General features: G+C 72.0%; 12 protein-coding genes and 1 tRNA gene. 7 read left to right on the forward strand and 6 right to left on the reverse strand.

All coding sequences use genetic code 11. The features are described from left to right. The first annotated feature begins 9 nt into the window (after positions 1-9). Together AB0L59_RS13180 and AB0L59_RS13185 are read left to right on the forward strand one after the other, a co-directional pair. Positions 10-744, forward strand: a complete 735-nt coding sequence (locus AB0L59_RS13180) for a DUF3566 domain-containing protein (protein WP_365582297.1) — start codon at positions 10-12, stop codon at positions 742-744. Positions 745-867: 123 nt separating this feature from the next. After that, a tRNA-Ile gene (locus AB0L59_RS13185) sits at positions 868-944 on the forward strand. Between the two features lie 433 nt (positions 945-1,377). Here the strand turns inward: AB0L59_RS13185 and AB0L59_RS13190 are convergent. The 3 genes from AB0L59_RS13190 to AB0L59_RS13200 are packed head-to-tail and all read right to left on the reverse strand — an operon-like array spanning position 1,378 to position 2,953. After that, entirely contained in the window at positions 1,378-1,803 is a 426-nt protein-coding gene (locus tag AB0L59_RS13190) for an arsenate reductase ArsC (protein WP_365582298.1), read from the reverse strand. Between the two features lie 29 nt (positions 1,804-1,832). Beyond that, the gene (locus AB0L59_RS13195) at positions 1,833-2,576 is read right to left on the reverse strand and encodes an MIP/aquaporin family protein (protein ID WP_365582300.1); all 744 of its coding nucleotides are present in this window, start codon (positions 2,574-2,576) and stop codon (positions 1,833-1,835) included. Then, complete coding sequence (locus AB0L59_RS13200; protein ID WP_365582302.1) at positions 2,573-2,953, reverse strand: metalloregulator ArsR/SmtB family transcription factor; 381 nt, start codon at positions 2,951-2,953, stop codon at positions 2,573-2,575. The genes AB0L59_RS13195 and AB0L59_RS13200 overlap by 4 nt, the downstream gene beginning before the upstream one ends. Before the next feature lie 80 nt (positions 2,954-3,033). Between AB0L59_RS13200 and AB0L59_RS13205 the strand changes: the two genes are divergently transcribed. The 4 genes from AB0L59_RS13205 to AB0L59_RS13220 all read left to right on the forward strand — a co-directional run bounded on the left by AB0L59_RS13205 (position 3,034) and on the right by AB0L59_RS13220 (position 5,884). Then, on the forward strand, positions 3,034-3,513 hold the full coding sequence (locus tag AB0L59_RS13205; RefSeq protein ID WP_365582304.1) for an ArsI/CadI family heavy metal resistance metalloenzyme: 480 nt from the start codon (positions 3,034-3,036) through the stop codon (positions 3,511-3,513). Positions 3,514-3,675: 162 nt separating this feature from the next. Continuing rightward, entirely contained in the window at positions 3,676-4,029 is a 354-nt protein-coding gene (locus AB0L59_RS13210) for a VOC family protein (protein ID WP_365582306.1), read from the forward strand. A gap of 202 nt (positions 4,030-4,231) precedes the next feature. Further along, entirely contained in the window at positions 4,232-4,585 is a 354-nt protein-coding gene (locus AB0L59_RS13215) for a DUF1330 domain-containing protein (RefSeq protein ID WP_365582308.1), read from the forward strand. Positions 4,586-4,732: 147 nt separating this feature from the next. Continuing rightward, positions 4,733-5,884 (forward strand): glutathione-independent formaldehyde dehydrogenase, encoded by a 1,152-nt coding sequence (locus AB0L59_RS13220; RefSeq protein WP_365582309.1) that lies wholly within the window; start codon positions 4,733-4,735, stop codon positions 5,882-5,884. Between the two features lie 135 nt (positions 5,885-6,019). Here the strand turns inward: AB0L59_RS13220 and AB0L59_RS13225 are convergent, their stop codons facing one another. Both AB0L59_RS13225 and AB0L59_RS13230 read right to left on the reverse strand, forming a co-directional pair. Then, positions 6,020-10,105: an AAA family ATPase gene (locus AB0L59_RS13225; protein ID WP_365582311.1), complete on the reverse strand. Its 4,086-nt coding sequence runs from the start codon at positions 10,103-10,105 to the stop codon at positions 6,020-6,022. A gap of 495 nt (positions 10,106-10,600) precedes the next feature. After that, positions 10,601-11,140: a hypothetical protein gene (locus AB0L59_RS13230; RefSeq protein ID WP_365582313.1), complete on the reverse strand. Its 540-nt coding sequence runs from the start codon at positions 11,138-11,140 to the stop codon at positions 10,601-10,603. 175 nt (positions 11,141-11,315) lie between these two features. On the opposite strand from AB0L59_RS13230, the gene AB0L59_RS13235 reads away from it, so the two are divergent. Beyond that, positions 11,316-11,792: a hypothetical protein gene (locus AB0L59_RS13235; RefSeq protein WP_365582315.1), complete on the forward strand. Its 477-nt coding sequence runs from the start codon at positions 11,316-11,318 to the stop codon at positions 11,790-11,792. Between the two features lie 186 nt (positions 11,793-11,978). Here the strand turns inward: AB0L59_RS13235 and AB0L59_RS13240 are convergent, their stop codons facing one another. Then, positions 11,979-12,746 (reverse strand): glycosyltransferase, encoded by a 768-nt coding sequence (locus AB0L59_RS13240; RefSeq protein WP_365582316.1) that lies wholly within the window; start codon positions 12,744-12,746, stop codon positions 11,979-11,981.

Here is a 12,746-nt window from a genome sequence, read left to right on the forward strand (position 1 = left end):
TGAGTCATCGTGAGCGGAGCCACGGGCGCCGGATCGGCCGGTACCTCCACGGGTGCCGAAACGGACGGCGGCGGCCGTGGCTCCGCCGCGCACGGGGCGGATGCGGGCAGCGTGACCGACCCGCACACGACCAACCTGAAGCCGGTGAAGGTGGCCGAGAAGGGCTCCGCCGGCACGTCTGGATCCCAGGGGGGAACTGTGACGGACACCCGAGGCCAGGCCGCCGCCGGCGAGGCGCAGTCGTCGTCGCCGCTCCCCGGGGAGCGGCGCCCGGAGCAGCCCGCAGGGCCGTACCACCCGCCGCAGGCCTATCCGGCGCAGCCCCCGGCCGACGCCGTCCGGCGGCCGCGCACGGGGGCCCGGACGGCGCCGCGCACCCGTAAGGCACGGCTGCGGGTGGCCAAGGCCGACCCGTGGTCGGTGATGAAGGTCAGCTTCCTGCTCTCCATCGCACTCGGCATCTGCACGATCGTCGCCTCGGCGGTGCTGTGGATGGTCATGGACGCGATGGGCGTGTTCTCGACGGTGGGCGGCACGATTTCGGAGGCGACCGGCTCGAACGAGGCGAACGGCTTCGACCTGCAGTCGTTCCTCTCGCTCCCCCACGTCCTGACGTTCACGACGATCATCGCGGTCATCGACGTGGTCCTGGCCACCGCGCTCGCGACGCTCGGCGCGTTCATCTACAACCTCTCCGCGGGCTTCGTGGGCGGCATCGAGCTGACCCTGGCGGAGGACGAGTGAGGCGCTCCCGACGCCTTGCGGGTCCCTGACCTGACGGTCCCCCGACAACCGATTTTGGGACTGACGTGGTCGTGCGCTAATCTTCAGGAGTCAGCGCGCGGGACACACACCGCACAGCGCGGCGGGGCTATAGCTCAGTTGGTTAGAGCGCATCCCTGATAAGGATGAGGCCACAGGTTCAAATCCTGTTAGCCCCACCAGCGAAAAGACCCCCGGTCCATTAGGGCCGGGGGTCTTTTTTCGGCGCCAGCGGCTGACACGTGTGGACATCCATGGTCATGAAGCAAGCAGGGCCCCGCAGGTGTGCCGGGCAGGCCGGGCCGTGATGCGGCGGACGCCGGCGCGCTTCCCGTCGGTGTCCTGCCGGCGCAGGCCCAGGAACTCGCTGCGGCGGCGGCCGAGCACAAGCACCAGGACGCAGGCCGCGTAGAGGCGGTGCGCGCGGTTCCTACGTAGGCGCCGCCCAGCCGGCCGGCGGTTCCTGGAGAGGACAGCTCAAAGCGTCAATCGTTCGGACGCCGGGAACCACGCCCGCTCCACGGTGTGTGCGGATCGGGGTGGGTCAGCCGGAGCGGCGCCGTTGCTTGGCGTGTTCGGGGCCGGTGATCACGACGCGAACCTCGTTCGTCGCGCTCAGGCGTGACTCGTAGGCGCGATCTCGTCGAGCAGGCCGCGGATGCGCTTTTCGATCTCGTCGCGGATGGGGCGTACGGCGTCGACGCCCTGTCCGGCCGGGTCGGGGAGTTCCCAGTCGAGGTAGCGCTTGCCGGGGAAGACGGGGCAGGTGTCGCCGCAGCCCATCGTGATGACTACGTCGGACGCCTTGACGGCCTCGACGGTGAGCACCTTGGGCACCTCGGCCGAAATGTCGATGCCTGCCTCGGACATCGCTTCGACGACGGCCGGGTTGACGGTGTCGGCGGGGGCGGATCCGGCGGAGCGGACCTGTACGCGATCGCTCGCCAGGTGGGTGAGGAACGCGGCGGCCATCTGGGAGCGCCCGGCGTTGTGGACGCAGACGAAGAGCACGGACGGGCGGTCGGCAGCGGGAGTGGTCATGGCGAGCGTTCTTTCTGGGCCGAAGCCGGTCAGGGGAGGGAGGGGGCGGCGAGTTCGGGTTCGCCCTGCAGCGGGACGGTCCCGTTCTGCTCGGGCGCGGGGCGCCCGAACACGGCAGCCACCAGCCCCAGCCCCAGTGCGCCGCCGAGCAGTTGGGCGACGATGAACGGGCCGAGCGAGCCGGGCGCGATACCGGCGAATGTGTCGGTGAAGGCCCGGCCGATGGTGACCGCAGGGTTCGCGAACGATGTGGAGGACGTGAACCAGTAGGCCGCGCCGATATAGGACGCCACGGCGACGGGGCCGAGGCGGGCGCGGTCGGTGCGGGCCAGACCGAAGATCAGCAGGACGAGGCCGGCGGTCGCGACCGCCTCGCCCAGCCACAGGTGACCGGCGTAGCGGTCGTGGGTGGACCAGTGCACGAGCGGCTTGCCGAACATGGCATCGGCCATGACGGCACCGACGATGGCTCCGGTGATCTGGGCCGGGAGGTAGGCGGCGACGTCCCGCGCGGTCAGCTCGCCCTTGCCGCGGCGGCCGGTGAGCCAGGCCGCGAGCGTGACGACGGGGTTGAGATGCGCGCCGGAGACCGGCCCGAGCAGCGCGATGAGCACGCCTAGGCCGAAGACCGTGGCCAGCGAGTTGGCAAGCAGCTGCACGCCGACGTCCCGGCTCAGCTCGGCGGCCTGGATGCCGGAGCCGACGACCACCGCGACCAGGGCGGCCGTCCCCACCGCCTCGGCAAGAGCCCGGCGGCGCAGCGAGGCGCTCACGCGGTCGCCTCGGCCGTCTGCGACGTCTTCAGGAACGCGGCGAGCCGGTCGAGGGTGGCGGGCAGTGCCCAGTAATAGACCCACGTGCCCCGGCGCTCGCAGTCGATCAGAGCGGCCTGGCGCAGCAGCTTGAGGTGATGCGAGATCGTCGGCTGGGACAGGTCGAAAGCCGGGGTCAGGTCACACACGCAGACCTCGCCACCCGCCCGTGACGCGATCATGGACAGCAGGCGCAGCCGTACGGGGTCGCCCAGTGCCTTGAACAGCTTCGCCAGCTCGACGGCCTGGTCCTCGTCCAGCGGCGCGGTCACCAGCCCTGGGCAGCACGGAGTGTTCTCGCCGCTCTGTCCGAGCACCACAAGCTCTTGCTTCGACATGCGTCTATCTTGACATCCTTCGATTCAAGCCACAACCTTGCATAGACAGACGTCAATGCAAGCGGATGGGAGCCCTTGCCATGTCCCGTGCTCAGCTCGCCCTGCGTGTCAGCGATCTCGAAGGGTCGATCGCCTTCTACTCGAAGCTCTTCGGCACCGAACCGGCCAAGCGGCGCCAGGGCTACGCCAACTTCGCCCTCACCGAGCCCCCGCTCAAGCTCGTCCTGATCGAGGGCGAGCCAGGGCAGGAGACGCGCCTCGACCACCTGGGTGTGGAGGTCGAGTCCACCGAGCAGGTGAACGCGGCCACCAGCCGCCTCAGGGACGCCGGCCTCGCCACCTTCGAGGAGAACGACACCTCCTGCTGCTACGCCCTCCAGGACAAGGTCTGGGTGCACGGCCCCGGCCAGGAGCCCTGGGAGGTGTACGTGGTCAAGGCCGACGCCGACACCCTCGGCAAGAGCGCCGCCCCCGACGCCACCGGCGACGGTTGCTGCACCGGCCGGACCACCGAGCGGGCCCCGGCGCCGGACTCCAGTGGATCACCGGCCGTGGCGTAGGCGCGCCTGGCCGACGTCGGCGGGCCCCGTGATCGACCTGACAAGGATGAGGCCACAGGTTCAGAAGCTCGGAAAGCCTCGCGACGGCTTCGCGCTCGCGACGGACGCCGGTGCGCTTCACAGCACTGGTTTTCGAAGTCGCGGCGGGTCTAGGCTCGGCAAATGACCTTGGAATGGCGCCATGTAATCGTTCATTCGGCAGATCCGGCGGCCCTGGGGCAGTGGTGGGCCGAGGCCCTTGGCTGGGTTGTGGTCCACACCTCCGATGTGGAGTTCGCGATCCGCCCGGAGCCGGATCGCGTGCCGGGGCTGGAGTTCGTCCTCCTTGATGAGCCCAAGAAGGGCAAGAGCCGACTGCATCTCGACTTCGTGCCAGATGATCAGGACGCCGAGGTGGCTCGTCTCGAGGCACTGGGCGCCAGGCGTGTCGACATCGGCCAGGGTGACCAGCCGTGGGTGGTCATGGCCGACCCCGAGGGCAACGAGTTCTGTGTCCTTGGCCGACGGCGTCAGTGAGAACCCCGTGTCCAGCCCGGCGGGTCGGCAGTTCAGCGGCTGCGGCGAGGGCGCGAGGCGCTGACATCGGCGCCTGACAGCACCACCAGCGGGCAGGGGCGGGGTGGCGGGTGCCTCGGCGGGCTTACCTCAGAGGTAATCGCGGCCGCGGCACGCGTGGCTACGTTCGAGTCGTCGTAGCGAGCGATCGAAGGAGCCGGACGTGCCCGCTTACGGTTGTGCGCACCTGCGGGAGCGCCGCCACCATCCCGACGTCCTCGAGTACCTGGAACGCATCCAGGCCACCCTCGACCCGTTTCACGGCCGCTTCCTGGTCCATGGTCCGCCGGCCGAGGTGGTCGAGGGGGACTGGCCGGGCAGCATGGTGCTGATCGAGTTCCCCGGTCTCGCCGAGGCCCGCGCCTGGTACGCGTCCTCCGCCTATCAGGAGATCCTTCGGCTGCGCACCGACCACATCGACGGGGACGTCGTGCTGGTCGACGGCGTCGGACCCGGATACGACCCGCGGGAGCGGGCGGGCAAGCTCCGGGCGGAGGCGGCCGGGGAGGGGGACTAGCAGCGCCGCCGCGGGTCCGGCGGGCGTCTTTTGACATCGCTGAGCGGTGGGCGTTCCCTGGAAGTACCGGCGGTGCAGCGAGCGTGCGTCCCCCGGCCGCGGTTTCCTCGCCGCCGTCGTCCAGCGCTCTACGCGGAGGTGGCCGAGTTGAAAGCCGTCGTCTATGAGAAGCCCTTCAGCGTGACGGTCAGGGATGTCGACGATCCGCGGATCCAGCATCCCAACGATGTGCTGGTACGGGTCACATCGACCGCGATCTGCGGCTCGGACCTGCACATGTACGAGGGCCGTACGGCGGCCGAGGCGGGCATCGTCTTCGGGCACGAGAACCTCGGCGTCGTCGAGGAGGCCGGCCCTGGAGTGACCTCCCTGGCCCGGGGAGACCGCGTGGTGATGCCGTTCAACGTCGCCTGCGGGTTCTGCAAGAACTGCCTCGCCGGCAAGACCGGCTTCTGCCTGACGGTCAACCCGGGCTTCGCCGGCGGAGCCTACGGCTATGTGGCCATGGGCCCGTACAAGGGCGGTCAGGCGGAGTTGCTGCGGGTGCCCTTCGCCGACTTCAACTGTCTCAAGCTGCCGCCGGGCAACGACTTCGAGACCGACTTCGTACTGCTCGCCGACATCTTCCCGACCGGCTACCACGGCTGCGAACTCGCCCGGGTGTCCCCCGGCGAGAGCGTGGCCGTCTTCGGCGCCGGGCCCGTGGGGCTGATGGCCGCCTACTCCGCGCTGCTGCGTGGCGCGGCGAAGGTGTTCTCGGTGGACCGGGTGCCCGAACGGCTCGCCAAGGCGGAGGAGATCGGGGCGATCCCCATCGACTTCACCAAGGGCGACCCGGCCGAGCAGATCAAGGAGCAGACGGCCGGGGAGGGCACCGACAAGGGCGTGGACGCCGTCGGCTACCAGGCCCAGGCACACGACGCCAGCCACGAGGAGCCGGCGGTCGTCCTCAACTCCCTGGTGGAGACGGTACGGCCGACCGGCATGCTCGGCGTACCGGGCCTGTACGTGCCCTCCGACCCGGGCGGCCCCGACGAGCACGCCAAGCACGGTCAACTGCTGGTCTCCATCGGCCGGATGTTCGAGAAGGGCCAGCAGATGGGCACCGGCCAGTGCAACGTCAAGCAGTACAACCGCCAGCTGCGCGACTTGATCATCGCCGGGCGGGCCAAGCCCAGCTTCGTGGTCTCCCACGAACTGCCGCTGGAGGAGGCACCGCTGGCCTACGAGAAGTTCGACAAGCGGATCGAGGGCTACACCAAGGTGGTCCTGCATCCTGGGCACGCCCTCGCCGCCTGAGGCAGGGCTCCGAGCCGACGAAAAGGCCCGATCGCTGGCGACGGGGGATGCACCAGCGATCGGGCTGTGGCCAAGGGTAACAAGACCGGGCGCTTCGCGGGGCCAAGTCGGCCGAGAACAGGTCAGGTTGGCCGATCAGTGACCACAAGGCGGGTCATAGGAGAGGCGGGGCAGGTACTCGTGCCACTTCTGCGCGGTGAGTACACCTCGTGTCACCGAGCAGATGTGGTCGATCGCCGGGGCGGCGTCCAGGCTCCACAGGCGGACCGTGTCGGCACCGCTGGAGACCCCGAGGACCCGGCTCTTGGGGCTGAAGGACAGGAAGTTGCCCGTCTGGCCGTTGGGGCTCATCGACTGGCCGATGGGCGTCGCCGAGTCGGGATGGGTGACGTTCCACAGCCGGATCGTGTTGTCGTCGCCCCCGCTGGCCAGGGTGCGCCCGCCCGGGCCGAACGTCAGTGACGTGACCGCCTCGGTGTGGCCGGTGAGCGGCGAGCCGAGCGCGATCGCCGCGGTGGGGTCGGTGACGTTCCACAGCCGGACCGTGTCGTCGTCACTGCCGCTGGCCAGGGTGTGTCCGTCCGGCGTGAACGCGAGCGCGTTGACCGGCCCGGAGTGCTCGGTCAGCGGTGTGCCGAGCCCGGTCGGACGGGCCGGGTCGGTGACGTTCCACAGGCGGATCGTGCTGTCCGCGCTGCCGCTGGCCAGGGTGTGCCCGTCCGGACTGAAGGCGAGTGCGTTGATGTATCCCCGGTGGCTGGTGACCGGCCCCCCGAGGGGAACGGCGTGCGCGGGGTCGGTGACGTTCCACAGCTGGAAACTGTGGTTGTCGTAGGCGGTGGCCAGGGTGTGGCCGTCGGGACTGAAGGCCAGCGCGTTGTCGCCCATGAAGCGGCTCTGCAGGGTGAGGGGTGCTCCCGCGGCGATCGGGTGGGCGGGGTCGGTGACGTTCCACAACTGCACCGTCCGGCGGCCCGTGAGCACGGCGAGGGTGTGGCCGTCGGGAGAGAAGCCCACTCGCTGGCCGTCCTTCCCGCGCATGAACGGTTGGCCCAGCAGCACGGGCCGGCCGGGCCGCGCCACGTTCCACAGCCGGATCCCGCCGTCCTGTGCCGCCGTGGCCAGCACCCGGCCGTCCGGGCGGAACGCCGCGCTGCGGCCGATCACGTCCGAGGTCGGGATCGACCACAGGCGCACTTTGGCGTCGCCGCTGCCGGTGGCCAGGGTCCGCCCGTCGGGGCTGAACCCCAGGGCGTACATCTCGCCGCTGCTGCCCGCGAGCGGCTCGCCGACCTGTGAGGGGGCCGTCGGGTCGGTCACGTTCCACAGGCTCGCCGTGCTGTCCGCACTCGCGGCGGCCAGTCTGGTGCCGTCCGGGCTGAACGCCACCGACCAGATCGGTCCGGTGTGGCCGGTCAGCGGGGATCCCAGCGCGGACGGGTGCACCGGGTCGGCGACGTTCCACAGGCGGATCGTGTCGTCCGCGCTGCCACTGGCCAGGGTGTGCCCGTCGGGGCTGAAGGCCACCGAGTGGACGAGGTCCGTATGGCCCTTGAGCGCCGTGCGGTACGCCTTCGGGTGGCGCGGGTCGGACGTGTTCCACAGCAGGATCGTGTCGTCGTCACCACCCGCCGCGAGCGTGCGCCCGTCGGGGCTGAAGGCGACGCTGCGCACTGGTGCGGTGTGGCCGCGCAGGGCCTCGAGTTTCCTCGGCCGGTGCGGGTCGGCCACGTCCCACAGCCGTACGGTGCTGTCCTCGCCTGCCGAGGCCAGGGTGTGTCCGTCCGGGCTGAAGGCGACCAGGTAGATCGTGCCCCGGTGACCGGTGAGGGGCTTGCCCAGGGACTTGGGGCGGGCGGGGTCGGTCACGTCCCACAGCCGGATCGTCCCGTCGTCGCCGGCGCTGGCGAGCGTGTGGCCGTCCGGGCTGTAGACGGCGCTGCTCACCCAACTGGTGTGGCCGGTGAGCGGCTTGCCGAGGGGCCGGGGGTGGCTGCGGTCGGCCACGTTCCACAGCCGGATGGTCCGGTCGTAGCTGGCCGTGGCCAGCGTCTTGCCATCGGGGCTGAACGAGGTGAGGTAGACGGCACCGGTATGGCCGGACAGGGCGGTGGCCAGCGGTGCGTTGACGATCGAGATCAGCCTGCTGTATGTGCCCTCGTCGTCCGGGCGCAGCTGATGGGCGACCAGGTCGAGCTGGGCGGCCAGGGACGGGTCCGTGCGCTGGACCCGGTCGGCCTCGGCGAGCACCTGCTCGAACACGGCTTCGTCCCGTTGCTGCCGGGCGATCACCGAGGAACCGCCCGCGACCAGGGCCAGCACCACCAGCGCGGCCACGGCGGCGCGGCTGATCCACACCGTGCGCTTGCGCAGCCGGACGGCCGCGGCCAGGAACTCCACCGCGCTGCGGGTCAGATACGTGTCCCCGGCCGACCTGGCCCAGCCGCGCGCCTGTTCCAGCCGGGAGCCCCGGTAGAGCAGCGAGCTGTCCCGGCCCGAGTCCTCCCAGGCGCGGCCGTCCTCCTCCAGGCGCTGGCGCAGCAGATGGTCGTTGCGATCGTCGTCGATCCAGTGCCGCAGCCGGGGCCAGGCGTGCAGCAGCGCCTCGTGGGTGATCTCCACGGTCTCCGCGTCGAGTGTCACCAGCCGGGCCCGTACGAGCGCCTCGAGGGACTCCTCTGTCTTCCCCGGATCCGCCGACTCCTCCGCCAGCTGCCGCCGGGTGCCTCGCCGGCGCGTGGCCTGGGTGTCCTCGCCGAGCCGGACCAGGCGCAGCAGGAGCAGCCGGGCGGCCGTGCGGGCCGCGGGGTCGAGCCCGGACCAGGCGCGTTCCGCGGTCGCCGCGACCGCCCCCTGGATCCCGCCCGCCGCGCGATAGCCGGCCAGCGTCAGCCGTCCTGCCTTGCGGCGCTGCCAGGTGGCGAGCAGGGCGTGCGAGAGCAGGGGGAGCACACCCGTGTCGTGTGCTCCGCGCGGGCCATCGGCGCTCACCTCGCGGACGATCAGCTCGGCGAGCCCCGGTTCCAGCTCAAGACCCACCGCCTTGGCCGGACCGGTCACTGCCTCGCGCAGCCCGGTGCTGGTCAGCGGGCCGAGCACCATGTGCCGGTGCTGGAGCGCGTCGGCGAGTTCGGGGTAGCCGAGGCACTGCTCGTAGAAGTCGGCGCGGATGCCGAGGACGACGAGGACCGGGGCGGCCTCGTCCGAGCCGGCGGGTGGGGTGCAGGCGGCGTGCAGGAGCTGGATGAAGGTACGCCGGTCCGCCTCGTCGGGGCAGAGGGTGAACGCCTCCTCGAACTGGTCCACGATGACGACCGGCCGGCTCTCGGCGGGCCCCTTCCGGCGGGCCCACTCCGACACGGCCTTGCGGGCGGCCCGGGTCAGCCGGGGGGAGTCCGAGCCGGGAATCGCCGGGTTCTCCGTCGCCTCCTCCTCGGCCCGGCGCGCCTCGGCGGCGACGGCGCTGAGATCGGGGATACGGCGGACCAGTTCACCCAGCGGGTCGGCACCGGGGACGAGCTGCAGGACGAGGTCGGCGGCCGTCTGCGGGGAGGGTTGGGAGGGTGCCGCAGCGGTGTTCGGTACGCCGGTGGCAGCTCCGTCGCGCAGCGCGCCGCCGCGGAGGGCGGGCACCAGACCGGCGTTCAGCAGGGAGGACTTGCCCGCGCCCGAGGCGCCCACCAGCATCACCAGACCGCCGGTCCGCTCGGCGTCGCGCAGCTGGGCGACGAGCGCGCTCGTGCTGCGCTCCCGTCCGAAGAACCACCGGGCGTCCTCCTGCCGGTACGGGGCCAGCCCGCGGTACGGGCACACGCCTCCGGCGACCGGTGGGGCCTGGGCGGGCGGCCGCCGGTTCTCCTCGGCGGGCGGGGCGGGCCGTTCGCCCGCCACCGGATCGGCCAGCGCGCGTTCCCAGAGCCGCTGCCAGTGCGCGAGGTCGTACAGTCCGGTGGACACCGGCGCGGGCCGCAGACGCCGCGCCTCCGGGATCAGGATGTGCAGCACCGCCGCGAGGGCGGTGAACTGGGCCGGCACGTTCTTGGCCCGGCGCCAGTCGCTGATCCGCTGCGCGGACACCCGAACGGGCCGCCCACGCTCGTCGACCCGCTGCAGCCGTACGACCGCCTCGGCAACGCTCTTCAGGGGAGGGTTTCCAGCCTCCTTGTACAGCAGCGCGAGCCGCTCGGCGAAGGCCGTACGTGTCCCTGAGTCGGAACTCAAGGTCCCACCCCTTTACTTCCCCCCGCATCTGGACGTCCGGACCGGAAAACCCACCCTATATGGCTGACCTGCGGATAAGCACTGGACCGGAGGCAGTGGCCTCCTCTCTGACGGGCAACAGATGGCAGGATCCGGACGCAGTAGCGAACCCGTCACCCACCGTCCGGACAGGCCACGGCTCTGTGCCTGGAGAGACGGCACAGAACACCGAGCGGTCCCAGCCAACTTCCCTCCGACCGCCGAGAGGGCCCGCGAGCACTCCCGGTCGGCTCCCTTCCTCGACCCGCGCCCAGCCGACATGGCGCGGGTCGACACTCCGCACCGTTCGGCACCGGTCCCCACGAGGGGAGGGACCGGTGCCGAACGGCCGGGGCGAGGAATGGTGCGTTCTGTCGGGCGGGGTGGCGTTTCACGTGAAACATCACCGGTGACGCATGTTCGGCGCGCTATGCCCGAGTCGACCGTCGTGTTCGCTTCCTCAGTCAGCCCTCCGACTCAGTCGGCCCTTCCGAGCGCTTGGAGCCATCCGGCCGCGCGGGCCGCGGCAACGGCGTGGCGCTCGGCCTCCTCGGCGGAGGCGTTCAGGGTCGCGTCCCGCCCCCGCGCTCGGCCACCGGCCGCGACCGCGGCGGCCTGGGACGCCGCCAGTGCCGCGCGCAGGGCGCTGGCGGACGCTGTGAGCGAGGTGGGGGCGGACTCCGTGGCCGGGGCCGGCGCGCCGCCGTCCTGGGCCGCGGCCACCTGGGCGGCCAGCGCCGCGGTGGCGGCGGCGTTGCGGGCGCAGCGGGCGTCCGCAGCCGGGTCCGGGGCGCTCGCGCTCAGCGTGGCGAGCGACTCGGCCGACAGGCGCAGCGCGTTCGCGGCCCGGCCGACGGGGTCCGTCGGTACGACCTGCGCCAGGTCCCGGCCGACACCGGCGTACCGGCACGCGGCGACCGCGCGGTCGTAGGCGCTGTGGGCACGCGCCTCGTGAAGCCTGCGCAGTGCCGCGGCCTCCGTGGCCGCTCCGGTCGTTGTCTCTTCCCGTCCGCTCATCCTCGGCCTCCCTCGTCCGGGACGACACCGCACCCCCTGCTCCGGGGTGCGGGCAGGGTGCCACGCCGGCCGTGAAGAGGCCAGAACCAGGGACTGGTGCCCGTGCGCACTGGTCATCTGACGGTCCGTCATATACGGTCTCGGTCCGCCGGTTGTTCCCGAAGGGGTGAGTGTCATGCTGAAGCGTCCCCCGTGCCCGCGACCGCCCGGTCCCCCGCGCTGGGTCGCGATGTTCCACCGGCCCTCGCCGGACTCCTGGACGGTGGGCGCCGAGTCACCGGACCGGGAGCCGGTGCTGTACGCCGTGGGAGACATGACCCAGACCCTGCGGGCGCGCGGCGAGGAGGTGACGGTCGCGTTGTGGGGGCCCCAGGACGGCGGCTGGCACCTCTTCGACGCCCCGGCCGCCAAGGCGTCCGCTCCCGCGGCTCCGGCCGGCGTGCCGGCAGTCGGCGCCGGTGAACCGGCCAGGCTGGCGGAACGCATGACGGGTCGCCGGCACCAGGTGCTCCTGGCCGGTCTGAGCAGGGCGGGCCTGTACGACCTGAGCGAGGAGGACGGCGCGGCGGTGCGGGCGATGGCCGACCTGCTCGACGAGCCGACGGTCCGCCGGGTGGCCCACTGGCTGTCGGCCGCGGGCGGGCAGCGGTAGCGCCAACAGGGCTGCTTCAGGGCGCCGTTCGCCGGGAAGCGACGAAGGAGCCCACCGGCGCCGACCGTGTTCGCGTGCGAGCACGGATACGGCGTCGTACGGGCAGGGCACGAGGAGTCCGACGGCCGGGGGTCCGCGAAGCGGCCTGGAGGCGCCCTGCACAGGCAATCGTGCTCGCGCGCCGACTCACGGGGCGGGCGCACCGCCCGGGTAGGCCCATCCGAGGTCCGCCAGCGCGCGGGCCCGAGCCTCGGCGACCGCCATCCGGGCCTCGCGCTCGACCGGATCGGCATGGGACACCTGGCCCGTGACCTGGCCCTCCCACTTGCGGTACAGCAGGCCGGCCTCCGCCGAGAACCAGCCTCGGCTCACGGCGTCCAGCGCCAGCAGCAGGCCCGTGTCCTCGGACGCCGGCAGGGCCATCCAGCCGCCGAGCGCGGTGAGCAGCTCCCGCCGGACGCACAGGGTGGCCGGGTGGACCGGTGCCCGGAAGTCGTTCCGCTTCCAGTGGTCGAGTACGACACCGGGTTCCAGCGGTCCCTCCTCCGGATCGCCGGGAAAGCCCATGGTCGAGCCGTCGGGCAGCAGGTCGAGGGCCCGTGACGTCGTCCAGCCGAGGGTGCGGTCCGCCTCCAGCACGGCCAGGTCACGGGCGAGTGCGCCCGGTGTGAGCCGGTCGTCGGCGTCCAGGACCTTCACGTACGCGCCCGTGGCGCGCGCCAGCGCGATCGTGCGGGCGACCCCGGGACCGCCCGGACGGCCCTGCCGGAAGCTCAGGCGCGGGTCCTCGGGGACGTACGGGCGGACCTCGTCCGTCGTGCCGTCCTCCTGGATCGCCCACTCCCACTCCCAGTCATCGGGAAGCCGCTGCTCGCCGAGGGACGCGTAGGCGTCCGGCAGGAAGCGCGCGGACGGGCCGTGGACGGCGGTGACAACGGTGATGCGCCGGATCAC

Origin of the sequence: Streptomyces sp. NPDC052109 (assembly GCF_040680195.1) — a bacterium.
In the GTDB taxonomy this organism is placed as follows: Bacteria; Actinomycetota; Actinomycetes; order Streptomycetales; family Streptomycetaceae; genus Streptomyces.

What these genes read in the sequence shown, in the direction of transcription:
- AB0L59_RS13190 (WP_365582298.1), bottom strand. Translation starts at nt 1,803, where the DNA reads ATGACCACTCCCGCTGCCGACCGCCCGTCCGTGCTCTTCGTCTGCGTC.
- AB0L59_RS13200 (WP_365582302.1), bottom strand. Translation starts at nt 2,953, where the DNA reads ATGTCGAAGCAAGAGCTTGTGGTGCTCGGACAGAGCGGCGAGAACACT.
- AB0L59_RS13205 (WP_365582304.1), top strand. Translation starts at nt 3,034, where the DNA reads ATGTCCCGTGCTCAGCTCGCCCTGCGTGTCAGCGATCTCGAAGGGTCG.
- AB0L59_RS13210 (WP_365582306.1), top strand. Translation starts at nt 3,676, where the DNA reads ATGACCTTGGAATGGCGCCATGTAATCGTTCATTCGGCAGATCCGGCG.
- AB0L59_RS13230 (WP_365582313.1), bottom strand. Translation starts at nt 11,140, where the DNA reads ATGAGCGGACGGGAAGAGACAACGACCGGAGCGGCCACGGAGGCCGCG.
- AB0L59_RS13235 (WP_365582315.1), top strand. Translation starts at nt 11,316, where the DNA reads ATGCTGAAGCGTCCCCCGTGCCCGCGACCGCCCGGTCCCCCGCGCTGG.